General features: G+C 43.4%; 26 protein-coding genes. 8 read left to right on the forward strand and 18 right to left on the reverse strand.

What is annotated here, in order from left to right:
* Nucleotides 1-3: 3 nt before the first annotated feature.
* The 9 genes from MHI15_RS17495 to MHI15_RS17535 all read right to left on the reverse strand — a co-directional run bounded on the left by MHI15_RS17495 (nt 4) and on the right by MHI15_RS17535 (nt 8,635).
* Nucleotides 4-285, reverse strand: a complete 282-nt coding sequence (locus MHI15_RS17495) for a CopG family ribbon-helix-helix protein (RefSeq protein WP_025698676.1) — start codon at nt 283-285, stop codon at nt 4-6.
* A gap of 215 nt (nt 286-500) precedes the next feature.
* Nucleotides 501-1,682, reverse strand: coding sequence for an alanine racemase (gene alr, locus MHI15_RS17500; protein ID WP_036686775.1), 1,182 nt, complete (start codon nt 1,680-1,682; stop codon nt 501-503).
* 188 nt (nt 1,683-1,870) lie between these two features.
* The gene (locus MHI15_RS17505; RefSeq protein ID WP_076129533.1) at nt 1,871-2,956 is read right to left on the reverse strand and encodes a LolA family protein; all 1,086 of its coding nucleotides are present in this window, start codon (nt 2,954-2,956) and stop codon (nt 1,871-1,873) included.
* 205 nt (nt 2,957-3,161) lie between these two features.
* Nucleotides 3,162-3,335 carry an aspartyl-phosphate phosphatase Spo0E family protein gene (locus MHI15_RS17510; protein WP_076129534.1) on the reverse strand — a complete coding sequence of 58 codons (174 nt, stop codon included), beginning with the start codon at nt 3,333-3,335 and terminating at the stop codon, nt 3,162-3,164.
* A 147-nt stretch (nt 3,336-3,482) separates the two neighbouring features.
* The gene (locus MHI15_RS17515; RefSeq protein ID WP_076309078.1) at nt 3,483-4,868 is read right to left on the reverse strand and encodes a helix-turn-helix domain-containing protein; all 1,386 of its coding nucleotides are present in this window, start codon (nt 4,866-4,868) and stop codon (nt 3,483-3,485) included.
* A gap of 255 nt (nt 4,869-5,123) precedes the next feature.
* Nucleotides 5,124-5,882 carry a DUF3600 domain-containing protein gene (locus tag MHI15_RS17520; protein WP_076309079.1) on the reverse strand — a complete coding sequence of 253 codons (759 nt, stop codon included), beginning with the start codon at nt 5,880-5,882 and terminating at the stop codon, nt 5,124-5,126.
* Complete coding sequence (locus MHI15_RS17525; protein ID WP_076303361.1) at nt 5,869-6,456, reverse strand: sigma-70 family RNA polymerase sigma factor; 588 nt, start codon at nt 6,454-6,456, stop codon at nt 5,869-5,871. Before MHI15_RS17525 ends, MHI15_RS17520 begins: the two co-directional genes overlap by 14 nt.
* Before the next feature lie 653 nt (nt 6,457-7,109).
* On the reverse strand, nt 7,110-8,072 hold the full coding sequence (locus MHI15_RS17530; RefSeq protein ID WP_076309080.1) for a DUF4367 domain-containing protein: 963 nt from the start codon (nt 8,070-8,072) through the stop codon (nt 7,110-7,112).
* Nucleotides 8,069-8,635: a sigma-70 family RNA polymerase sigma factor gene (locus MHI15_RS17535; protein ID WP_076129539.1), complete on the reverse strand. Its 567-nt coding sequence runs from the start codon at nt 8,633-8,635 to the stop codon at nt 8,069-8,071. The genes MHI15_RS17530 and MHI15_RS17535 overlap by 4 nt, the downstream gene beginning before the upstream one ends.
* Before the next feature lie 218 nt (nt 8,636-8,853).
* Between MHI15_RS17535 and MHI15_RS17540 the strand changes: the two genes are divergently transcribed.
* The 5 genes from MHI15_RS17540 (at nt 8,854) to MHI15_RS17560 (ending at nt 12,432) form a co-directional block, all read left to right on the forward strand.
* Entirely contained in the window at nt 8,854-9,273 is a 420-nt protein-coding gene (locus MHI15_RS17540; protein WP_076219269.1) for a MarR family winged helix-turn-helix transcriptional regulator, read from the forward strand.
* Between the two features lie 171 nt (nt 9,274-9,444).
* Nucleotides 9,445-10,092: a hypothetical protein gene (locus MHI15_RS17545; protein WP_312150327.1), complete on the forward strand. Its 648-nt coding sequence runs from the start codon at nt 9,445-9,447 to the stop codon at nt 10,090-10,092.
* Nucleotides 10,093-10,104: 12 nt separating this feature from the next.
* Nucleotides 10,105-10,416 carry a hypothetical protein gene (locus MHI15_RS17550; RefSeq protein ID WP_341164649.1) on the forward strand — a complete coding sequence of 104 codons (312 nt, stop codon included), beginning with the start codon at nt 10,105-10,107 and terminating at the stop codon, nt 10,414-10,416.
* A gap of 103 nt (nt 10,417-10,519) precedes the next feature.
* Nucleotides 10,520-11,653 (forward strand): copper amine oxidase N-terminal domain-containing protein, encoded by a 1,134-nt coding sequence (locus tag MHI15_RS17555; RefSeq protein WP_340034069.1) that lies wholly within the window; start codon nt 10,520-10,522, stop codon nt 11,651-11,653.
* Entirely contained in the window at nt 11,650-12,432 is a 783-nt protein-coding gene (locus MHI15_RS17560; RefSeq protein ID WP_341164650.1) for a TatD family hydrolase, read from the forward strand. The genes MHI15_RS17555 and MHI15_RS17560 overlap by 4 nt, the downstream gene beginning before the upstream one ends.
* Before the next feature lie 895 nt (nt 12,433-13,327).
* Here the strand turns inward: MHI15_RS17560 and MHI15_RS17565 are convergent.
* From MHI15_RS17565 to MHI15_RS17580, 4 genes are all read right to left on the reverse strand, one after another.
* Nucleotides 13,328-13,894, reverse strand: a complete 567-nt coding sequence (locus tag MHI15_RS17565; protein ID WP_076221148.1) for a histidine phosphatase family protein — start codon at nt 13,892-13,894, stop codon at nt 13,328-13,330.
* Between the two features lie 617 nt (nt 13,895-14,511).
* Nucleotides 14,512-15,813: an MFS transporter gene (locus tag MHI15_RS17570; protein ID WP_076309083.1), complete on the reverse strand. Its 1,302-nt coding sequence runs from the start codon at nt 15,811-15,813 to the stop codon at nt 14,512-14,514.
* A gap of 74 nt (nt 15,814-15,887) precedes the next feature.
* A complete protein-coding gene (locus MHI15_RS17575) occupies nt 15,888-17,039 on the reverse strand; it encodes a winged helix-turn-helix domain-containing protein (RefSeq protein WP_076220633.1) in 1,152 nt (383 codons plus the stop codon).
* A gap of 148 nt (nt 17,040-17,187) precedes the next feature.
* Complete coding sequence (locus tag MHI15_RS17580; protein WP_340034067.1) at nt 17,188-17,904, reverse strand: YjgB family protein; 717 nt, start codon at nt 17,902-17,904, stop codon at nt 17,188-17,190.
* Between the two features lie 553 nt (nt 17,905-18,457).
* On the opposite strand from MHI15_RS17580, the gene MHI15_RS17585 reads away from it, so the two are divergent.
* From MHI15_RS17585 to MHI15_RS17595, 3 genes are read left to right on the forward strand one after another with little or no spacing between them, the layout of a single operon-like run.
* Entirely contained in the window at nt 18,458-18,985 is a 528-nt protein-coding gene (locus MHI15_RS17585) for an RNA polymerase sigma factor (RefSeq protein ID WP_341164651.1), read from the forward strand.
* Nucleotides 18,982-19,320: a hypothetical protein gene (locus MHI15_RS17590; RefSeq protein WP_076307400.1), complete on the forward strand. Its 339-nt coding sequence runs from the start codon at nt 18,982-18,984 to the stop codon at nt 19,318-19,320. Before MHI15_RS17585 ends, MHI15_RS17590 begins: the two co-directional genes overlap by 4 nt.
* Complete coding sequence (locus MHI15_RS17595; protein WP_341164652.1) at nt 19,310-21,601, forward strand: carboxypeptidase-like regulatory domain-containing protein; 2,292 nt, start codon at nt 19,310-19,312, stop codon at nt 21,599-21,601. The genes MHI15_RS17590 and MHI15_RS17595 overlap by 11 nt, the downstream gene beginning before the upstream one ends.
* A 77-nt stretch (nt 21,602-21,678) precedes the next feature.
* On the opposite strand, the gene MHI15_RS17600 is transcribed toward MHI15_RS17595, so the two are convergent.
* The 5 genes from MHI15_RS17600 to MHI15_RS17620 form a co-directional block, all read right to left on the reverse strand.
* A complete protein-coding gene (locus MHI15_RS17600; RefSeq protein WP_076129551.1) occupies nt 21,679-22,488 on the reverse strand; it encodes an SDR family NAD(P)-dependent oxidoreductase in 810 nt (269 codons plus the stop codon).
* A 46-nt stretch (nt 22,489-22,534) separates the two neighbouring features.
* Entirely contained in the window at nt 22,535-22,969 is a 435-nt protein-coding gene (locus MHI15_RS17605; RefSeq protein WP_076129552.1) for a MarR family winged helix-turn-helix transcriptional regulator, read from the reverse strand.
* Nucleotides 22,970-23,086: 117 nt separating this feature from the next.
* Complete coding sequence (locus tag MHI15_RS17610) at nt 23,087-23,626, reverse strand: RDD family protein (protein WP_341088593.1); 540 nt, start codon at nt 23,624-23,626, stop codon at nt 23,087-23,089.
* A 35-nt stretch (nt 23,627-23,661) separates the two neighbouring features.
* Nucleotides 23,662-24,189 (reverse strand): hypothetical protein, encoded by a 528-nt coding sequence (locus MHI15_RS17615; protein ID WP_341164653.1) that lies wholly within the window; start codon nt 24,187-24,189, stop codon nt 23,662-23,664.
* 4 nt (nt 24,190-24,193) lie between these two features.
* Nucleotides 24,194-24,493: a hypothetical protein gene (locus MHI15_RS17620; protein WP_341088592.1), complete on the reverse strand. Its 300-nt coding sequence runs from the start codon at nt 24,491-24,493 to the stop codon at nt 24,194-24,196.
* Nucleotides 24,494-24,624: the final 131 nt, after the last annotated feature.

A 24,624-nucleotide genomic window follows, 5' to 3' on the forward strand; every position in this document is an offset into this window, starting at 1 on the left:
TGTCTACACCCCGCTTACTAAGCGGCCAAGAGTGCTGTCTGCATCTTCCTCCGCGAGGAAAGCCTCGCATGCCATGGTCAAGTTGATCTTAGCCATTTCCATGTAGCCGCGCTGCATGGACTCCCGGATGGAACGTTTCCTCCGTTCGCTCAAGTACAGCTTCATGGCCTGCCTAATCAATTCACTCCGGTTGGAATTCTCCAATTGAACAATTCCGTCCACTTCCTGCAAGAGATGATCGGGCAAGCTGATCATGATTCTTTTGGTGTTCTGCAAATTAGCCACCTTCTCTTCCACCCCCACAAACCTTCTGCCCTTGTGTTCCAGTGTTACAATATACAAGGAATTTTATACAAGGAATATATGCCGCCAGTATATCAAGTATGCTGCATCCCATTATAAACTAGAAATGGTGGTTCGTATAGGCTTTTAGTCACATCTCCTAATACGATACAATTCCTTCTATTTTCTCCCTTGTATAACATCACTGTCAAGAACTTTCAGTTTGTGAGCAGAGCATTTACTAATTTAGGAAGTGTGCCTTCACTTATATAAACGCGGGGCACCCGATGAGCCAACATGCAGATAACCTCGTAGTGAATTGTTCCAAGCTGGAGAGCCAACTCGTCTGCCGTGATCATCACGTCAGCTTGACGGCCGATGAGAACAACTTCTTCGCCTGCTTTAATTTGTTCCGCTTCTGCAGCGAAAGATTTGAGTGATACCATACACTGATCCATGCAGATTGTTCCGACGACAGGAACGCGGCGTCCACGTATTAGCACCTCCGCTTTGCCAGTTAGCATGCGGGAATATCCATCTGCGTACCCCACAGGTAGCGTTGCAATAATCTCCTCGCTCTCTGTGATGTACCTAGTGCCGTAACTGACGCCCCAATCGGCAGGCAGGCTTTTGACATATACAACCTGCGTCTTCAGCGTCAATACCGGACGTAGTTCTACCAGTTGACGGTTCACCTCTGTGGAGGGATAAAATCCGTACAAGCTGATGCCTACACGCACCATGTTGCTGGATAAATAAGGTGAATCAATGGCCGTAGCGCTATTGCCCGTATGTATGATCGGGATCTGAATGTTCTGCTCCCGCAGCGTTTCCGCCACGCTCATGAACCGTCGATGCTGTTCCAGTGTATAGCTTTTGTCTTGTTCGTCTGCCTTGGCAAAATGGGTAAACATACCCTCCAGCTCCGCCTGCGCAACAGACTGCACTTCAGAGATAAATGCAGGTGCGTCAGCTGGTAAAAGACCCAGTCGTCCCATCCCGCTATCAATCTTGATATGCACCTTCAGCCGATGTTCCGGATCTATAGGAAGCTGTCTTATAGCCTCCAGTACCTCCGGTGTGAACAGTGTTACAGTTACATGGTTCTCCCAGGCAACGGCTATTCCTTCTGGGGAAGTGTAGCCAAGCACCAGTATAGGAATCAGTATTCCCGCCTGACGCAGCTCCAATGCTTCATCCAAAAAAGCCACACTAACATAATCTGCTCCGAGTCTTTCCAGCTCCCGTGTCACTTCCACTGCTCCATGGCCGTACGCATTTCCTTTGACGCATCCCATAAACTTTGTCTCTGCCGGCAAGTAGCGGCGAAAGGCTTCGTAATTGGCACGCAAATCATCCAGATTAATTTCGGCTACTGTCGGTCGATAGCTTGCTTGCACTTCAAGTCACCTTCTTACGTTGTAGTAAAACGTCATTGCTGCATTGCATTAATCATTGTCTTAGTACCAATGGTAATGCTACAGAAGGTGGCTGTCAATGTGTGCTGGAGCCCCGGCAAATAAAGAAAAGCGGATACTACGTTGTAGAGGAAAGAATCCCACAAAACGCAGTATCCGCCTACTTTTTATTATTTACCCGATTGTGCCTCCATAGAAGCGGCAATTTGCATCATTTCATTAGCAGGAAGATTGGCACTTGTAATTCGGTACTCTACTCCCTCAGACATCCAAGTCAATGTCTGCTGCTCATCCCCACTCAGAACTCCCCATGTAAAACCAAGGTCTTTCAGGGTTCCAGGCGCCAGTGCTACCGCACGGTCCAGTGGACGGGATTCCATAATAGTGTACTGATAAATCCCATCATATCGGATGAGAACAGCATGGTCTTTGTTCCCCTCCAATTTATGGGAGTCCTTAAACTCTACACCAGCTGGAATATAATCAGGTTCAATGATCCCAAAGTCTCCAAGCTCTGCAGCCACTGGTTGCTCAGCCGGTTCTTGGCCTTCAGGAGCTGTAATTGGATTACCATTCTCATCAACCTCAGCTACTGTGCTCTCTGCGGACTTACCCGAGGCCATGTTCTTTTCCATATCAAAAGAATCCTTGGTGAAATCCGTATCGAATTTGAAGGTGTCAAACTTCACGTTTACAACTACCTTCGCTTCAGAATCCGAGACTTGAACCTGTTTAGGTTCATAAGTCTTTTTATCAAGCCAAATCTTTTGTCGTACAAGGGCATTGCTTTGATAATTCGCGGCTACCTCGAACACATAGTTATCTCCATCTTCCACAAATTGGCGATTATTATCCGAAACTATGCCACGAACCAACGTCTGATACAGATAGACCTGCCCTTGATCATCCGGCCAATCGCTTTGGAAGCGGAAGCTCTTATTCATACTTGGTGTGAGTACGAATACTCCCTCATCATTACGAAGTACGATCTGCGTAATATCCTTCTGAACATTTGCCAAGCTGATCCGGTAGTAGGAAGGATTCTTGTACCATACCTCTACCTTATACTCCTGCGGCTGTTCCCCGGTATACAGGGTCATTGTGCCAGAACCTTGGTACGTTCCCTGCTTACTTTCCAACTTGTCAGCCACATTGTTCAAATCCTTGACTACGGAAGCGGCATCCTTCTTCCCGCACCCCGTCATCACCAGGGCCACGCTCATAATGATCGCGAGTACCCATGTTATCCGGCGCATGACATCATCCCCTTAACCTGTTTTGAATGCATTGATTAGTACATGTCTATGAGGGACTTGGCCGCAATATGCAGACGGGCATGACAAGCGTGCAGCATTGATTTATTTTATGAGCTCCAACAAGCCAAAAAGCCCGCGCACAGCGCTGGCTCTATACTTCATCAGAAGTTGCAATATCATTATGTAGGGTGTTTTACCATTCTCTTCAATTCTCGTTATCACTATGTACTGCTTTATTGTACTGATTAATTAATTCATCTAATCTCATGGACTGTCTGATCACATTTGGATGCGAAAGCCCTCCATGTTGCCTCTCCATCAAATAAAGTTTGTTTCTAGCACCCTCTATTCTCTTTTGGATAATTTCCTGATCATTCATTAACACTACCTCCCTAATGAAATATTCTAGAGGTATATGTCAAATTCTTAATTTTACATTGAAGTGCATTACTAGAATTCAAAAAAAGCGATTCCAGATTTAATCAGGGAACTCTCTTGATTGATATCTTCTATGAAACTATCACTACTAAGCACTGTCAATAACAAAGCAATTTTTCTTTTCATTGATTCTAAGCAGATTCTGGTACTCTTTCTGCGTTTCTAAAGATGCAATATGCCGAAGCTGCTCAAACATTCCGACACACTTAATTATACATGATTCGTTATTAATCCTTACAGAATTCTCTAAACTATCCATTATATATTTTATACTAAGCTCATATTTTCCTCTTCTTATATAATACAATGCTATTTCAGCCATAAAAAAAGTGTATCTGTCTTCGATAATTTGTCGATTATAACATTTAAGATTTCGCTGCTGATCTCTAAAATCTGATATTTCTGGCTCAAACCGCTGAAGAATATCATCCACATTAAAATCATAGTGGTTGGCTGCCTGAAGGATTTTGAACAGGCCTGGAAGAAATTCTTCTTTTCTATCTTCAATATAGGTCACATATTCCGGAAGCATTGCTGCATCACCTTTTAAAATTTTCAGCAAAAAAATATTAGCCTGCGCCCAACCCATACATTGATTCATGAGTTGCAAAGCTTCCTCCGTATCCTCACGAATCCAGCTCATGTCCATGTAAAGGTTGATATAATGCAATGCTCTATCATAATCTCCAAGCTCTCTGTAAACTACTGAACGTAACACATAAGAATATAAAATATATGAAAATAAGGGCATTGCAGGTTCCTTTTGTAGCCCGTTTTTTCTGGCTCGCTCATTATTATAATTATATTGAATGGATGCTTTTTTGCCCAATTCCTTAGTCATTACCATTACCTTATCCCAATGCCTCAAAGCGCTATATGTATTCGCCAGAACCTTCAGTGCGTCAAGCTGATCAACTTCATCAAGCCGATTTACAAAGCCCTCAAACTGCACCGCTGCCCGCAAATTCACATCCTGATCGCCCCCTAGAGCAATCGTAAACAATCTGTATTGGCAAAAAGCCAGCCGCTCTGAATGCTGATACTTCTCACTCTCCGCCACACTCCGGTATAACAACGCTGCAGCTTCATATTTCCCTTGTGCAAAGAAATCTTCTGCTGTATCAAACAACGGGTGTGTATAAGATAGGCTGTCCATCATGATTCCAATCACCCGGCTTATACATTCCAGCTTATCTAGTTCAGCACAGCGATATAGAAAAGGTCGAAGACGTCTCCAATTGGGATTGGAATGTATAAAACACTCCTCCACATACATATCGTAAAAGCAGCCTTCCTCTAATCCCATACCTTTTGTAATCCGATCTAATTGCTGCATGGCTATAGGACGATTCCCATTCATAATGTTGCTAATCGTGCCTGAATTTACTTTAGATACCTCTGCGAATTGATTAATTGTTATTCCATTCTTCTTGAGGTAGTCCGCCAGTTCTGCACGAATGGTCATCTGCTTCATGATCAAAGCCACCTTTCGCCATCATGATTCATATATAGATCAATAGTATTTAAATAATAATATGTCTAATTATTCCAGTGGTCAAATACTTTTTTTGACTCAATTGATTATACATTTATTCAATTAGTGATGTATAAAATACAAATTAGCCGAATGTAAAAAACCACCAGAACACAAGGTGTATTAGACCTTTTCTGGTGGCTTTTCTAATGTTACTTCTATCCATCGTTATTCAATACATGCATTTAAATTCAACTAAGAACTAGGTTTAATCATCATGTCCAGCTTATTTATATAAGGGCCGAGCGCTTCAATTAACTTCTCTTGGTTTTGTATCTCCTCTTTCGAAAGCCGATCCATATGAACACTTCCATCTGCATCAAATACCTTGGCATCATAGCTTTGCAACTCATTTATTAATTGTTCGATCTCCGCAAACTCTTCTTTAGTAAGCCTCTGTTCTGCTTTTTCCAGCAAGCCATCCCAGAAAGTATCACGATCAACGACAGCCGACTTTGCCTTAGGGATCTCCGTTTCATTCATTTTCTCAAAATAAGGTTTAAGCTCAACCTGTAAATCGTTATATGCCTTTTGATCCTTCGCACTTAACTGTTCCAGGTGAAAGACTCCTTCAGCATCGGCCATTTGCAGATTGTAAGCTCCCAATTCCTCTAGTAATGACATCAATTTTGTGAATTCCTCTTCGTTAAAACTTTGCTTCGCGCTCTGCAGTTTGGCTTCAAGCCTGTCATATTGTTGCTGGGTTACTCCAATCGTAGCAGCAGTTGCTTGTGAGCCATACAGGGTATCCGCCAAATAATTATATCCGGCATATGCTCCAGTAGGAATTAATAATGCAGCCGCCAAAATGCTTGCTACAAGCCATTTTTTCATTCGTCTTCCCCCTAACCTAGTCCCGGTCTGATTTAGTATTTGCTCCTTCAGTTCCGGTGGGGCACTTAGATTTCTCGCCTCTTCCTGCAGAACTGTCCGTAACTCTTCATTGAAATTCATGCAGGTCCTCCACCTTTCCCTTAAAAAGAGTATGATTTTCTGGCTTCTGACGAAGCTTATGCAGTGCAGCATGAATACGGGATTTCACCGTACCCAGAGGGATACCCAGTATCGCGGCACTTTCTTCCTGTGAATATTCATTTAAATAGTGCAGAATAATCACCTGCTTCAGCTTAAATGGAAGACGATCAACACTTGCTAGTAGACGGCGGTTAGCTAACCTGTCCACAACATCACTAGTGAAATCAGGTTCCATCCTTAGATCAGTCTGCTCTACTTTTTTGACCATTCGGAGATGCGTCCATCTCTTTCTTCGATAGGCATGAATTTGCCGCATAACCAGCCCCATAAGCCAAGGCCTAAAAGGACGATTGACGTCAAATTGCTCAAGCGACCGGTGCATCTGAATATAAATCTCCTGAACAACATCATCCACATCGGAGGTTTCGCGAACGAGAAAATGAACGGTCTGATACACATCCCGAATCGTTGCTTCATATAGTTCACTGTACGCTTCACGGCTGCCGGCTAGCGTAAGCGCAATGAGCTGAGAATATTCATTTGGATGTTTCATCCCTCTCAATCCCTCCTTCGGTCTTACACTATGTATTGGTAAATAGAGAATAAATCGTTCGATTTATTTTAAAAAAACAACCAGGCAGCGATTTTCCGGTTATTGGAGAATCGCTGCCTGGTGTTTTTACTCTGCAGCGGCTTATTGGAGTAGATGAAGTCGGCGGAAGCTGATCTTCAGCTTTGCTTGAGCAGATTATGGGCGGTGGAAGCTGGTCTTCAGCTTTGCTTGAGCAGATTATGGGCGGTGGAAGCTGATCTTCAGCTTTGCTTGAGCAAATTATGCGCAGGTGGAAGCTGATCTTCCTTTTCACACCCGCTTTGGCCGGACCCTGCCGAAATCTATGAGATAACTGCATTCTGTACACTTATTCCGTATGCAAAAGGGGTTACTCTGATTTTAAGTGTATTCTATACAACTAAAAAGCAGAGAAATCTCCTATAGTGGTGTAAATCGTGAAAATAAGTGTACGAAATACAGCTATTTTCATTGGAAAGATGTTTCGCAGAAATATAGTTGTACGAAGTACAGCTATATTCTCCCAATCGTTGTTTGCATGTGCCCTCAATAAAGCGAAAAAGGGGAGATCCATATGGATCATCCCCTTACCCGTTATACTCGAACAGTAACCACCTATCTTACTAAAAAATCAGTCAGCGGATAGACTCAGCAACTTTGATCAAATCATTCTTGTCCAAGCTAGCTGATGTTACACCGTATAACACTCCATTGGCTTCCCAGTCCAACCCTTTTCCATTAACCAATACAGCATCAACTCCGTTAATCTTCACTTTTTCGATGGTGCCATCCGTCGACATCTCATAAGCCGTTTCGGAATCAGCGTGCCGCTGCTGCATCGAGATGATCTCATCGGTAGCTTCATTAACAAAATATAAATTAATATATTTGCTATTGATCACATCACCATTGCTATCCTTATAAAACTCTGCACGATCAAAGGTATAACCCTCTGGTAAATACGCCGGTAAGCCCACATCAAAAATCGTATATTCGTTTAGCTTGCTAGAATCCCTCTCGATCAGCAATTCCGCTTTCTCTTGATCCCTCTCAGATTGCGTAACCAGTCTGCCGTCTTCAACTCCGACGATTTTTTCCCCGTCAGCATTGTAGATATCACCTGCCTTTTGAGCAGCGTCGAGGGTCACAAGCGCATTTCCTTTACTATCAAAAATCTTCCCCTTAAAGTCATCCGGAATCACGTTGGAATCCGCAGAAAATTCTACTTCATGGGCTACAATATGGCCTAAGTTTATCGTTTGCAATACTTTCATTAACAGCTCCTGCGCAAATGACGGCTGCACAAAAGTTACACTTAATACGCTAACCACTAGCAAAGTTGCCAGCATAACAGCAGGACGTCTTAATCTATGTTTTGTATGCAATCCTTTCTCCTCCTTTTGGCCGGCATACTTTCTCCGTGCCTTATTCAGAATGGCTGTTTTGTCAGAGCCCTCGCTGAGATCTTTATGGGCCAGAACCCTGCCTAGCTCCAGCAGCTCCTTGTACTCCCCAGCACCCTTTAAATCATTTGCCGCTCCATATATACTTTCATCTAAATCTGCTGAGAACTTCTGCTGTATGTCTTTACTGTTCATAGCTGCTCCACGCTCCCTATTTCAGTCTTCAGCTTTTTCATAGTCCGGTAGAGTATCACACCGATATTGCTCTCCGAAATTCCCGTAACCTGGGCAATCTCTCTATTTCTCAGATTAGCACCAAATTTTAGAGCCACAATATTCCGCTCCTTTGAGCTCAATGTATTCAAGGCTTCGTTAAGCCTTCCACTACGTTCTCCCTGGAGGATCAAGTTTTCCGGATCTTTCCTGCTAGAAACCAGTTCCTTGACGGCATCCAGCGAAAAGAAAATTTTCCTTTTAAAACTCCGGTAATGATCATTGACCACGTTTCTGGCAATGGCGAATAACCATACCTCTAAAGGAGCTTTTTCCTGAGAATAGGTCGATAGTTTCGCCAACGTTTTCTCAAAAACGAGGCTTGTCAGATCCTCAGCCGTATGGAGAGAACTAACCCGGTAAGCGATGTAGTTAAATATTCTTTTATAGTAGGTTTCAAAAATCGTTGTGAACAAAACATCTATGTCAGCATTTTCCTGTATATTCTCTTTTACAAAAGGATGAAGCAATGCGCGCTCATGCATCAATCGAACTCTCCTTTCCCACCACATTTTCACTTAGCTAAGTAAATTCATCAGTTAATACGATACATTTCCAATTTCATTACAAGACATAAAAAAAGAAGAGTTCCAGCGCTAATTTCAGTCTTTCTAACCAAGCTACAGTAACCCGGCAACTTGACAAGCTTATTATAGCTTCTATATATTTTAGTAACTAAAGTAAATTGGAGCGAGGCAATGTTATGAGCATAAAGGAAGAGAAACAAAATGCTATCCATAAGGTCATGGAATCTATGGCAAACGTGCAGCAGAAATCCCAGTTTTTCATTGATATGATCACTAAAAAGGAAACCCTGACTCACAATCAGATCATGCTGCTGTTTCAACTCCGGCTTACCGGAAGCTTGAACATTACTGACATCTCTGAACGCTTCGTGGTTACACCCGGAGCCGCTTCTTCCATGTGCGATAAGCTTGAGGAAGCTGGACTTATTGAACGGGTGCGGACTAAAGAAGACCGCAGAGTTGTCAATATTGTCCTTACAGAACAAGGTGATCAGCGTATCCATACAATATTTGAAGCATTTCCTACCCCTGATCTGAATAAAATCTCCGGAACTTTAGAACAAATAAATAAATTGATGGAACAAATGATGCACTAACAGCCTTCATTTTGCTCCTTATCAGCTATACTCTTTTCTATAAACACTGTCTGTCAGGAAACTGACGGCAGTGTTTTTTTAGGTTTAACTCCCAAATTATTATATTGACTATATATTATAATTAATATATATTTTAATCATTAAAATATATTTCAAAGGACGGTACTGTAAATGTCCAATAATAACAATACTTATGAACGTACTGACATGATCGATCCACCCTTGAAGGTAAGAGGTTCGCAGTTTGTTCGAGAGAATATTAATGCGGTCACGGTTGATGTGTTTGGCCACTTAAGTACCAAAGGGAGCGTCTCGACTTCTAAACTCAAAGTATCTGGTGACTGTACAATTGGGGGGAATTGTAAGGCCAATCAGGTAAACAATCTAGGGAGTCTGCGCGTTCAAAATATCCAAGCAGATAATCTCCGCTCTTCTGGATACATGTCCGTAGCAGAAAATGCTGCAGCTGGGACTTTTTATGCTGAAGGTGCTGTGAAGATAAACAGACTAACTGCAGATTCATCGATTGAGATCCGTTTAGGCAATAGAAGCACTGTCGAGGTTATGAGAGCTGGCGGTAACATTATCGTTAAACCCTCTTCCAAGTTGATTAATGCGCTGATGCACCCTTTTCGAAAACTTACCTGCACAACAATTGAAGGAACTAACATAGCGTTATACCGGACGACAGCTGACCTTGTGTGCGGTGAAGAAATCATCGTCGGACCGGGTTGTACCATTGGGGAAATCCGCTATAGCAAAAGTCTTACGGTGGATCTTAAGTCGCAAGTTGACCGAACTGTATTTTTAAACCCATAAAGGAGAGTTTACATGAAAAAAAGCACTCATTTGTCAGGAGCCACTGTGCTCAAAAACATCGCCAAAGGAGCCATCATCTTATTCTGTGTACCAATCCTTAGTGTCTGGGCCGTGGGGAGTGTTGTCTGTGCAATCATTGCACCTATCGGTGGTGTACTAGGTATTGTTGGCATCCAAGGAATAGGACTAAATGCCTTTCCAGATTATGATTTACCGAACATTCTCAGCCTTCCAATCGGTCTCTGCCTCTCCTTACTTTTGTTCATTTCTTTCTATTACACTCGTCGTTTATTGCGTGGATGCCTGCATTTTATTAAAAACTAGCGAACTGTAACAAGCTTGTATTCTCTTTGTTAATAGAAAGTGACCTACAACGCGCTGTTTTATTCTATACTTAAGGGGACTGGACTTTATCCTGGAGGTAATTATGAATAAAATCATCGCTATCGGAGCTATCACGCTCTTTTTGGCCGGATGCGGAGCATCGGCAACCATAGATATGGATACAACAATGGCTATTAACCAAACACAAGCTACTTCAGCACCACTGAAACTAATCGTCGACGGCGAAGCCGTTCTTCCTACTCTCTCCCCTTTTTTCCTAGATGATAAGGTCTATGTACCTGCAAAAGTATTAATGGAATACTACACCTCAGAACAAAAATGGGATAATAACTTAAAGACCTTAACCATCTCTGACGGAAGCAGCAGTTATGTTCTGACGCCGGACAATGAGTATATGCAAGCTGACGGTTATCAAACCTCACTTGAAGGACCAGCTATTTTACGAAACGGTATTTTATATATTCCAGCCGATTCCTTAAACTCTCTGTCTGGTGCCACTGCGCAGCTGAATGCAGCTGGAACTGAAGTATTAATAACATCAGGGGATGTTAGTACTACCGTCAGAACACCCAGCGAACCTCTTGCTATTGCTACAGAAAATGACCAAGTGAAGCTGTATGCTGCCCTTAAAGATGGCGGTACCTATGAGGGATTTGTTGTAGAGGTGAACGGTAACAAGCATACATTTGATTGGGAAGCACCCAGACTCCTAAGTTACCCTCCTGAGATTCATTATGCCGACGTCGATCAGGATGGGCAGGAAGAAATCGTTGTCATTCTGTGGCTCGGAACAGGTACGGGCATGTCCATGCAAGAGCTTCACGTGATTAAGCCTAACCAGTGGGAAGAAGTCACTGTCCCTTCTGCAGATAAAGCTGCCTCCGCATTGGTTACGTCAAAAATTTCTAATGAAAAAGGGGACGCCCTGATTCAAATTCAAGTTAAAGGCTCAACTCCATCCATGGTGACTTTGCGATATCCAGATCGTGCTGAGGATGGCAATCTAGGCGAAGAAGCCGGCATTGGTGCTGTTACTCACTACATAGTGGAAGAGGGCAAGCTGAAGGCGGAAACAAATGTTTATATTGGATTTCTGGAGAGTATTGGCACACTAACTTTTGCCTACAAACCGGGAAAAGATGGAATGGAACCCGACTCTATTCGCTTTGAGGTTCATGAGGAATTAGCTTCTTACGTGGAGGGTGAACAGTTATGATTGATGCCCATATACATTTAGAGCAATATGAACCTGAAGTTGCCGAACAGATACTGAGTGAACTGCCTGACATGGGAGTTAAAGCCCTTATCGCTGTCTCTATGAACTTGGACTCTTGTATACGCACCCAAAGACTTGCAGCCATAAATCCCGGCGTGGTCCGTCCAGCTTATGGCTTTCATCCAGAGCAACCCTTGCCGCAGGATGCTGAGCTGGCTGCTCTACTGAAATGGATCGAGAGTCAATCTAGTGAGGATTATATTGCTGTGGGGGAAATCGGGCTACCTTACTATTCGCGTGCTGAAGCCTTAGAACGTGGCGAAACCTTTGATATGGAGCCCTATATTGAGCTGCTGGATCAGTTGCTTGGGTTAGCTTCCCATCTCAATAAACCTGTGGTGCTGCATGCTGTCTATGAAGATGCGCTTATTGCTTGTGATCTCCTGGAGAAACATAACATACAGCATGCCCACTTCCACTGGTTCAAAGGTCCGGAAGAAGCCATTGCCCGCATGATTAAGAACGGCTACTATATCTCTTTCACCCCGGATATCCTGTATGAGCCAGAGATACAGGCGCTTGCCCGCCGTTATCCCCCAGAGCTAGTCATGGCTGAAACCGATGGTCCTTGGCCGTTCGAAGGACCTTTTGCAGGGAAAGTCACCCATCCGTCTATGATTCGTGAAGTCGCCGCTGCTTGGGGAGCGCTCCATGGTTACACTCCCGGTGAAGCGGAAGAGTTATTGACTGCGAATACTAAGCGATTTTATAGCTTGTAGATAGGTCTATAGCTTGTAGATAGGTCTATAGCTTTGTAGATAGGTCTATAGCTTGTAGATAGATATATAGCTTCATAGAAGATAGAAAAGCCGCTCCTTAGCGAGCCTGCTCTAACGCCAGACCAACATTATGAATAAACACAACTTAGCTTGTGAATCCGTATTTTTCATAGTGGAAGTACTGTTCACAAGCCAACTTACTTAATCCAGATCCCCTTACCAATTTTCGTTTGATTCGGTAATATTTTCGCGTACATATTTTTGCGTATGCATTTACGTGTACGTAGTTACGCGTATGTAGTTACGTGTACTTATACATGCACGTATTTACACAAGCGTATTTACACGTACTTATACCTGTACGCATTTACACAAACGTATTTACACGTACTTATACCTGTACGCATTTACACAAACGTATTTACACGTACTTATACCTGTACGCATTTACACAAACGTATTTACACGTACTTATACCTGTACGCATTTATGCGTGCTTATTTACCTGTACATAGTTACGTGTACGTAGTTTACGCGTACTTATTTATCTGTACGTATTTACGTGTACGTAGTTTACGTGCTTATTTACCTGTACGTAGTTACACGTACCCATTTACATGTATGTATTTCTCATTTCTCGTACGTATTTACGCGTGTGAAGCCGCTATCGGACACCGCTGACCTTATATGCAGCAATTCCCCATTTTTGGGATGAGAACGGACCCCAGAGTCGCTATTGGTATAAAAAATACCCAATAAGGTGTTCTTTTTAAGGAATAACGACGTTGGAGTCCGAAACCATGCTCCAAAGGCTAATAATCTGTGAATAATGTCATCTGGGTCCGTAAGTCTCAGGTTGATGATGCTCGGGCCGCCTGTAGGCAGCCCCCAATAATCATAACCGCTCCACACCCACTAACGTTCCGCCTGCGAACTCCATTTTATAAATATCTGGCTTTGTGGTTTGAAGTAAAAAATTCAGATCATATTTGGCATCAAAATAGTTCATCATAAGCGTCATGACTGCCCCGTGAGTTCCAATAGCAACCTTTTGACCGCTGTGATTACTCAGAATTTCTGCCAGTACACTAACTGAACGCTTCTGACACGCATGAATGGATTCCCCACCAACTGGGACAAAATCCGGATCTTCAAACATTTTTGCCAGTAATGGATACAGTTCCTGATCAGTCATAATCGTACTTCCGTCCGAGAAATGGATCTCCCGCAGGTCTTCAACACTTTGAATCTCTGCTCCTAACTCCTGCGCCAATCCAGAAATCGTATGTATAGCCCGAAGGTATGGACTTGAATAGAAGACTTGAATTCCTTCCAGACGTAATTTTTCCGTTATCTTGCGGGCATCTGCCTCCCCTTTCGCGGTTAGTCCGCGAGTCCTTTCAGTTCCTCCGGGCAGTTTGGGCGACTCACCGTGCCTCACCATATAAATAAAAGTAGCCATCCTTTCCCTCCTTTCCCTCCTTTACCTCTACAAATTCTAATGTTCTAACCAATCTCCTCTACATACTAAAAAAGCCCTTATGGACGAGAAACTGTCCTATCGGGCTAGGTAATATTGTAACTTATAACGTTTCGTGCAGCAGTTGCTTTAGATCACAAAGTAATAACTTATTGAGAGGTCACTTATTAAGGAGATACTTATTGAGAAGTCACTTATTGAGATATCGCTCACTGAGAAGTCACATATTAAGGCGACTATGACTAAGGAGACTATTAATTGCACTATATACAACTATTAAGCGGTAAAAGAGGCCTCCTGAGCAAATAAGTGTACTCCATGCAACTAAAAATCATCTTTCCTAGACTAAAAGGGAGAAAATCAAATAATAACTGCACAAAGTACAACTAAATCCCAGTTCGATCGCTGAAAGGGAATTTAACTGCACATTCTGCAACTAAATGCTAGAAAGTCACGCTAGTTTCTCTCTCCCACTCAAACTTTCTAGTCCGCTAGGGATCGGCTAGAGAGTCACCCAAGATTCTCTCTCCCACTCAAACTTTCTAGTCCCGCAAGCGATCGGCTAGGAAGTCACGCTAGCTAGACTAGCGGGCTACCTCCTAGCTACCCTCCATCACCTCAACCGTCCTAGCCTGCTCCGCAGAGCTATCGCTCTTCTCTTTCTGCGTAGGCCACAGCACGCGCCCGAATGCGATGCCCAGCACACCAATCAGAGCGATTACGATGCCAAAATTCAAAAAGATACGGCTAGGCCCAGCAACCTGCACCATCACTCCGCCAAGGAGTGGCGCGCCGATCATAACACCGCTAAGAATGGTACTCTGAATACCGAACACACGCCCTGTCATGTGCGGGGGTGTTTCTTTTTGCAGACAATAATTGAAGGTGATCATAAACATTCCATTCCCGAGACCCAATAAAAATCCTAGCAGCAATACAGTAAGGATGGAGACTCCCGGCTGAAGCAGGCCCAGCCCTCCGACCGATATACCAATAAGCGCGTAACCCGTACCCAGCTTCCAGCCGTAGCCTGTTCCCCTGTTCAATTTGTTCAGGACCATGATCATGAATACAGCCCCCACGCCTGTTGCCGCAACAAGCCAGCCCAGCATAGATTCCTCAGAAGGTGCAATAATTCTGAATAGACTAGTGAACTGGAAATCGATCATCTGAATGGCCAACGCACCAACTAAACCAAACAGCATGCTGTTTAGAAGCAGTCTGCTGCGCAGCATAAAGCTCCAGCCTTCTTTCCACATCGTGCGTAGAGCAACACGCTCCTCTTGATCCCCCTTACCTTCTGTGCGAACTTGTTCTACATCACTTTTCTTAACTGTAAGTAGGAGCAAATAGGAACAGCCTCTGAGACAAGCATTGATTAATATACACCACTGTGGCGTAAGAACAGACAACGCGAAGCCGCCCAGTAAAGGTCCCGCGATTTTCGAGCCTTGATTCACAAGCCCATTAAGCGAGGTGGCTTGGAGCAGCTGATCTTCTCTAACCATACTACGGGTCATCGACTGCTGAGCAGGCACGTTTAACGTAGAAATGGCAGCACGCAACATCAGTAATGGGAGCAACCACACCATACTGGGTGCAAATAATACGAATACGGTTAACAGTGCCGTAAGCAGATCACACATTCGCATCAGCTTCAGCTTGTTCAGTCGGTCAGCCACTACCCCTGCGAACGAGCCCAGCAAAATCCCCGGCAAAGCTATGGAGACCGGAATCAAAGCCAGCATTAGCGGGCTGGCCTGCCAGCGGTACCCTACGAGTACCTGAATCGCCAAGGCGTCAAACCAATCCCCAAAGGTCGCTGTCGCAAATGCGCTGTACACACGCATATACACCTTGTTCTTAAGCAGGCTCGTGCCTGCTTGTGTTGAAGCATTCATTAAACATTCCTCCAAATTACAATTAAGAACTTATTAGCATGACCTTAATGTAATGGAGAATTGTCAGAGAATTATCAGGGGGCGGTCACAAGGTTCGTAAGCACGGTATCCAAGGATTGTTCTAACCGATGGAACCCCCGCTCTTCCTTCTCTCGTTCAAATAAATTCACATATTTGCGATACAAAGCTGGCTTGGGTGGAAATTGGTTACAATAGTGAACAATTCGGTATAATGCATATATCCGCATCGGCACGAACCCTGACATCTCAAGCACCTGAAGTGCCTCATCCAACAGTTGCTCGGCTTCACGCCAAGACTGGCGCCGCAGAAACCACAAGCCCCTTGCAACTTTATAACTGCCGATCTCACGCAAATAAGGTTTCTCCAGCAAAAGCGCTTCAATGTCTGTTGCCATCCGTTCTATTACGTGATCTTCTGTTCCCATCCACAAGTGTGCAAGCATTTCTGAGGTCGCCGTAATAGGAATGAAACTCTCATACCCCGGCTCTTTGATCACTTCATATGTTAGCTTTAGTCGTTCCAATGCTTTTTCCGGTTGCCCAGCCAGTATGTACAAATCCAGAATATTAAGGATCTCCACTTCTCGATGCTGAGGCGGCAAAAGAATCTTTTTCTCAAGGACTAACTCGCAGAACTCTAGTTTTTTCTTAGGATCACCCAATAGAACATAACAGATTAATAAGGAATAAAACCGTTCCTCTATCCCCACCTCGGTTGTGTTCAGCAGCCAATCCAAATCTCCCTGTACAAAATGAATATAGATCGAATAAAACGGATCCATCGCATACCCCAAAACATCCTGTTGGCGTGCGAGGATTAACATCGAGCGACCTTGGCCATATAGGTGATATTTCTTGAATACTTCCCGCATCGTCTTTTGCATCTCTAAGTCATATGTAGTCGGATTGGCCATAGCAGCTGAGGGCTCCTGCATAGTCAGACTATAACCAAATCCCCGAACAGTCTTAATATCTAAGTCTTGAAGCTTGCCTAGCTTTTTACGAAGCCGATAAATATGATCATCTACCGTTCGCTCTACCGGATATTCAAGCGGCCATACTTTATCCAATAGTTGTTCTCGACTGAATGTACGCCCTCTATTTTTGTACAAGAACTGAAAAAGCGTAAATTCTTTTGGGAATAATTCTATCGTTATCCCTTCTGCGGTCACTTTATATTCACTTTCATTTAATTCCAGCTGCATGATAGAACCTCACTTTCCCCGAACCCGCTCATTGGTTTCATTATAACAGTCCGTCCAAGGCCTACTCCACCTCAAAAAAGAACATACAAAAAGAGCAACCCACAGATTCCTCTGCATGATTGCTCTCTCCTCTTCTAACCCATGCCACTTACCCAGCCATATTGTTAAAAGAATCCTGTTCACTAAATACGGATATGTGATCTACTGTACCGGTCGAGCTTGGAATAATAAATTTCAGCTGGTATTGGTCATTGGCTTGATAGGTGTAAATCTTATCCTCTCCGTTCACTTTGGTATCGTCAGACTTACCGAGTGTTGCCTCAATTTGCTTCAGCGTCAGCTTTTGCAGCGCGGAATCACTTGAACGAACATCGAAGATTAAACTTCCTTTATTAAATCCAAACACGACATGTTTGTCAGTATAGGTTGCATAAATACCTTTTCCCGCTGACTCCTGTTGATCAGGTTTGCCCCAATCCGCTTCGACCTCATCAATGAGTCCGGTATGAGCGGCATATTTTACACCAGGCACCTTCCCTTTTTTGGCAAGCTCGAGTAACTCTTTAAGCTGTTTGTCGCTATTTTGTGAATTTGAGCTGGTTGAATCTTTATCAGTCTCCGTAGGGGAGGAAGTCGCTGCTGGTGCAGTTTCTGGTGCAGTTTCTGGTGCAGTTTCTGGTGCAGTTGCTGCTGGGGTGCTTGCTGGGCTCACTTCCGGCTCAGAGGTTGCTGTTACAGCCGTTTCTGTTGGCGCCGTTGCCTGGGATTCTGAATTCCCCGCCTCATTATTCGAGCTGCATCCAGCAAGCCCAATCATTCCTGTGAGCAGGATAGAGCCTGCTATTAATTTTATCTGTACTGACATGATGTCATCTCCTTAGTGGATTACCTTAAAGTCGACTTGCAAAAAATGAAACTGAACATACAGACGAGGTGAAAATCAAATAGTTGCAGGATAGCGGCAATTCTTCTGGCTAACCCTCTTTTACCCATATCTACAAATATAAATTCTCACACACTCTATTTTTCTACATAAAACCCTTTTTTCCGACACCTAACTCAAGTAAGTTTCTCTTTTAAAATCTCCACATAACTCCATTTAACTATAAACTCGTGAACTCATAAGCTCATAAACTAATGAACCATATGACCTTAGACGTCATTCCCAGCCTCGAAGGTTTCATTGCAGAACGTACAATAGAAAGGAGATAATCCTGCTTAAAAAGCAATCCATTGCATTCTGTGCAATAGATTCCAACAGTAAACCCATATCCGGCGTTCCTGCGTCCTTCTGAGTACACGAACTGTAATCGCGACATTTGTTGAAGAATTTTCCATTCAAACGCAACCTTAATCCTCCAAGCCGCATCTTATTAGTAAAGGGAGGGGAGCTGCATCTGAATATTATAGAGAGAATTGTGGCAAAAGATGAGTCAGCTCTCCGCCTGTTAATGGACGAATATGGAGCTATGCTGCTGCGAACCGCTTCTTTACTGCTTAAAGATAGACAAAGTGCCGAAGAAGCGGTACAAGATACTTTTATTCAAGCCTATACCAAAATGAGTCAGTTACAGGAGCCGGATCGGCTGAAGGCATGGCTGATACGGATAGTGGTCAATCGCTGCCGCATGAGGCAACGGACTTGGAGCTGGCGTAATATTTTCCCGGCGGGAGGGTCAGAGCTGCAAACCAACGGGGATGCTGACTTCACAGCCGGAGCAGAAGAGCTTTTTATGGTGGAATGGCATAATGTCAGGCTCACCGAGTCCATGAGAAATCTTGATTATCTATACCGGGAATGTCTGACTTTATATTACTTTCATGAGATGAGCATCCGGGAAATTTCCGAGCAATTAAATACATCTGAAAATACGATCAAATCCAGACTCGCCAGAGGCCGGACGCTCTTAAAAAAGATTTTGGTGAAGGAGGGACATTTCTTATGAATACAGAACGCGATACGGTCAAAAAGCAGCTGGATGAAGAATTAAAGAACCTCCAGTTCACTGGACACGACCGGGTCATTAAGCAGACTCACCCTCCAACCTTTGGAGCCCGTTTATTGGCGCTGTGGAATAAAGAAATTGAGATCCCTGTCAAACCTATAGGTGCGATCGGTGCCATAATTCTAATCGTTTCGCTGACCCTGCATCAGCCAGAGATTAAACAGCAGCCACAACAAAATACCCCGCAGCGTGTAAACCGAGAACTAATCGAAGCTGGAGGCAATACGTATTGGAAGGATATCTACGAGCAGGCGGTGAAAAAACATGAGAATTAAGATAAAAATCAAACATCTGGTGTTATTCGTGTTGCTCCCTGCCTCCCTGCTTATTCTTCTGTTTAACTTCTTACCTTCACAGAGGCAGATAGATCAGAGCACAGCTATTCAATCTAACATAGCTAGAACTGATCTTCTGCAAAAGCTGGCATCCACAACCGGGAGTAAACGTATGGAGCTAATCCGCACAAACATCCTTGATAAGGATCACAGCTATGATCCCTACAGATATGACGTTAATGTCAGTCCTTCGATGAGCCAGTGGAGTAATGATGAAACCCAGCGTTCCGGTTTATTACCGGAGGACATAGTACCTTTACTTGAGGAATATATCCTTGAGGGGCCTTCGGATAATACACGTATATTTGCGGCTAAGCAGTTAGCTTATGAATATGATGCTCTTGGCCGAAAGGAAGATGGAGATCAAGCGCTAATCACCGCAGCGAAACAGTTAAACAGCAGCTCCTCTGTAGCTAAACAGCTGGAGCTCCTTCGAGCGGAGCGAGCCCTAAATAGTGGCGATATAACAACCGCTGAAACAATTCTTGAACAAACCCCCTTTCCATCCGAGTCTCAGGAAGAGCTAAACGCACAAAAGGCATGGCTTACCGGGCGTTTACTCTTTACAAAAGGCGAAGCGCAGGAAGCACTTACCGTAGTAAACGATGGCTTGGAGAGCTACAAAAAATTCTGGCAGGATATTCATAAACAAATGAACGCTGCCACCAGCAGTTCGAACGAAGGCTCCAGAGACAATACAGGATCAGCAGCAGCACCAGAAGCTGGGACTTCGGATACTGAAAGACAGCTGGAATCGCTTCGAACCGCAATTCAGTCTGCTATAGATATGGGAAATACTTCAACTGCTGTCGTCTCCGGTACCCTTACAAGAAGCAATGGCACCCCAGTTCCGCGGGCAGGTATTTTTCTCCGCGCTGAAAGCGAAGTTAACCATAGCATCACTTCTGCTGAACCCTACCGAATCGTCACAGATACTGAAGGACGTTTCGAATTTCACGGTGTGATTCCGGGCTTTTATCAGTTACAGCTTGGACTTGGCTATGATCAGATCGACGGCTGGACTTGGCCTGTACAATATGACGATTGGATTGAAGTTAAACCAGATGACAGGTTGAATGAGAGCATAGTTCTACAACCTCTGCTTGAGCTGCAGTCTCCCATTAATCAGGAAACCCTAACAGGCAAGACCATAGATTTCAGCTGGAAAGCTGTTGAAGGAGCAGCTTACTATCGTTTAAGCGGTGGCGGGGAGGGGGCCGTGTTGGGCGTACAAATTCGGGATCGTATTGTAGATAACCATATCTCCATTCCTGTAGAAGAACTTTACGATGGCGGCGGTTTTTCCTATGGCAGCAGTGGAGATGGCTGGGAATCTATTGATCCCCTCTCCCTTCTCGGATTTATGAATCCCGAAGTGCGCTTTTCTTGGAATATTGAAGCCTTAGATGCAGATGGACGCCTGATTACCCGCAGTAATGGCTACAGATTGAACGAAGACACCGTCGGCAATATGCCGTTCTTTTATCTCAAGGAAAGAGAGCTTACTACGGCTGACCAACTACTACTGGATAAAAAAACGGATCAGGCACTAGAAATGTACCAAAAAAATATTGCCGATGACCCACAGGATGTTCATGCCCTGCACATGCTAGTAAAGTTGATGCTGGCAAAATCATCCCTCACAAAGGATACAACATTAGAAGATAAGGCGATTCCTTTACTCGAAAAGCTAATACAACTACAGCCTTCTACTAATTACGCCTTCACATTATCGCAGTACTATTTTGACCATGCGGACTGGAAGTCGTATAACGAATATTATTCCTACTACAACGAACTAAACCGACCTAATACTAACGGTTATGTACTTTCTATTAACGCCACAGCACTCATGCAACAAGGGAAGCTGGAAGAAGCTCGTAAACAATTCGCGATCGCCCTAAAGTATGATGATAGCCATCGTTTTATTGGCAGCTTTTTGGCGGCAGAATTATACGCTGGTGAATCACTCTCTTCGGTAATGACACTTGCTGAGCGTTATCCTGAACTCAGCTTTGGTCATAGTGGGTATCGCTGGCCACGAATGATTAAACAACTGTTAGCGGAACAAAAGAATCAACCTAAAGTCTTTGACCAAGAGTTAAAAGAGAAGCTTGAATGGTACGTGAACGGTCAGACGGATGTGCTGAAGCAATGGATTGCAAGTGCCAAACCCTCTGCTCTGAAGACCTTTATGCAGGAGGTTTTAGAGGTACGCTAATTCATTAAAATAAACAAAAATCCGGTCCCGCTCGACAAATTCGAGCATGGACCGGATTTTTAATTACGCGTAGTCTTTTATTTAGATTTAGCTTCCATCATATAATTCTGGAAATCCGTGATACTTGGGTTAGACATATAGTGGCCACCCTCTACTTCAATCGTTTGGCCTGTGATGAATTTGGATTCATCCGATGCCAGGAACAAAACCGTATTGCCGATATCATCAGCTTCACCGTGATAAGGAAGCGCGTTGAATTTTTGGAAAATATCCAATACCGCTGGCGGCATATTTCTTGCAGCGGCAGGTGTTAGGATCAGCCCTGGTGCCACCCCGTTACAACGGATTTTGTCTTTACCATATTGTGTAGCGATGTAACGAGTAAGGTTCACAACAGCTGCCTTAGAGGAGCCATAAGCAGTACGCAATGAATCCCCTGCGAATGCTGACATCGAAGCTGTGTTAATGATCGAGCCTCCGCCCGCTTTAATCATATGAGGAATAGCAAACCGGCTGCCTAACAGAACACTTTTGGTATTTACGTTCATCAGGCGATCCCACTCTTCCAAATCTATATTGACCACATCAAGGTCTTTTTGCAGATTAGTTAGACCTACATTATTAAACAATATTGTGATGGTGCCATACTGAGCAACTGTGAAGTCAACAGCTTCCTTGATCGAATCCGCTTGGGAGGCATCTAAGAAAAGACCTTCAGCTTCTCCGCCTTCATTTTTAATCTTAGATGCTGCTTCTTTGGCTGCTTCCACATTAAAATCGGCAATAACAACCTTTGCTCCTTCTCTAGCTAATAGAGTGGCAGCTGATAAGCCAATACCTGAAGCGCCTCCAGTTACTAATGCAACTTTACCTTGAACTCTTCCCATGTTCATACCCCTTTATAATGTTATTGTGCTTCTAAGATGACTTGGTTTATGTTTCAGAGCTATCAAAGCTCGTTAACAACTTCTCATAGATTTTCAAGAATTGCTGCAGTTCCTCCTCATTGAGCTTTTGGAACATTTCAGCTCTTAGCTCCTGTCCCTTAAGCTGTGCTTCCTTCAAAACGTCTTTTCCTTTGTCCGTGATAGATAGAAGTACATTCCGTCGATCATCTTCGTTATATTTTCGCTCGGCCATCTCCTGCTTAATTAGTCGATTAGCAATGTTAGTCATTGCTCCCGGCGTATATCCTAGTCTCTTAGCCAAAATAGTCTGCTTCAAGGGGCCTTTTTTATTCAATTCGCCCAAGACTAGAACTGGAGATATCCCAATATTGTGATCAAATGCGTTCATCCATCGGACAATAACTTCATTCGTAAATAATTCAACTGCATGTATTAGCTTAAAAATATCTGGATTTTCCAAGAGGTTCTCCTTTGGCATTCATGATGATCGGCTGCTTATAGAAGTATTTTAACACTAAAATATTTAATAGTAAAATATCTAATATTAAAAAAAAGAATGCTTGGTGAAAAGCATTCTTCAAATTGCGGATTTCTCAACAACATAAGTGCCAGCCAGCAAATCGTGAATCGCACGTTTACGGCGATGTAATCCAACCAACAAGTAATCCACCAGCATGATTGGACCCAGGACTTGAGTGAGGTCAAAAGCCAAATCCGACCATAAGGATAATTTGGCGGAAATAACGGTAAAGTCATAGCTGCTGACCACAATTACCATTGAAAGAATCATACTAATCATTCGGAAAACATTTCGAATCAGAGCTTCCTTCACTGTAGGGTAATTCCCTTGCTCATTGACAATTTTTATTTTTAAAATCAGCTTCCCTGGAGTTCCGCCAAATCTAACGATCATAAAGATATCAAATGCGATAAACAAAATGTACTCCAGGATAATAGGTATCTCCGAGTGTAATGAAACAGCTAATGAATTGAGTATCAAGTATACGATAACCCCAGGTATTCCAATGACCAAGAAATCAAGAATGGAAGCCAGCACTCTTTTCCAAAAGCCTATAAAATTCTCCTGATCCAAATGCTCGGGTAGAATGTTATCCATGTAAGCACTCCTCTCTCTATCATTTACTTTGTCGCTCAATCCCTATTTAACAATCCCTTCCTCAGATGCTCTTGGATAATGGACTCCAGCTCTTTGTTATTTTTCACAATTACCCGTTTATCAGACAGAGTATCCGTTAACTCTATAATCCTATGTGCGGCCTCATGATCATATCCACTGTTCCATTCAAAAATCATCACATACAGATTCTTAAATGACTGCTTGTAATTCGCTTGCTCTAAACCCAGTCTTGTTTTTATAAACCTTGTAAACACTCTCAAATCCCTGATCACTTTATTAGGATTCAAAATAACGATTAAGTCAGCAGCTTTAAAACTCTCTTGTCCCCATTTGTAATGTGCGCCTTCCAGAATCCATGAGGGTTTATCAAGGATTTCCTCCAACTGAGCATCCCTTGCTTCAACTGAAAAGCGCAAATTCTCGGCACTTCTGTCCCATACCAAGTTGTCAGTCTCGTAATACTCTACACCGTATTTTCTAGATAACTCCCGGGCGATATAGGATTTGCCGCTGCCGCAAGCTCCAATGATTCTAATCTTCATAAGCTCAGCCTAGCCCTATCGGCAGGATTATTAGTCCTATAGAAATTACGGTGATTATTCTTGTGGTGAGGAGCGTTAGCTTTTTATTTTTCTCTGATTTATACCAGCCCTTAAACTGAAAATGATTCCGGTACAGCATAAAAAATAACAATAAATTCCCGAGTCCCATACTCCAGTTATACACGGGCTGACCAAATATCAATTGATAAATCAATCTTTCTGCCCAACCCAAAACTAACAAAGTCAGCACAAGCAATATACACAAGCGAAGTAATTCCAATATAAAAGAGCCCAATTTCAGCAATTCTGCAATCATCCTCTCAAGGTTTCTTTATCGCTAAAAAAATCCACATTCCTCCAAATTATACACCTTACACCTTACGACTCCTACCTAAAAACACAACCTGCCCAAGATAAATTTATCCTGAGCAAGGT

The organism is Paenibacillus sp. FSL H7-0918 (assembly GCF_038007025.1).
In the GTDB taxonomy this organism is placed as follows: Bacteria; Bacillota; Bacilli; order Paenibacillales; family Paenibacillaceae; genus Paenibacillus_AQ; species Paenibacillus_AQ odorifer.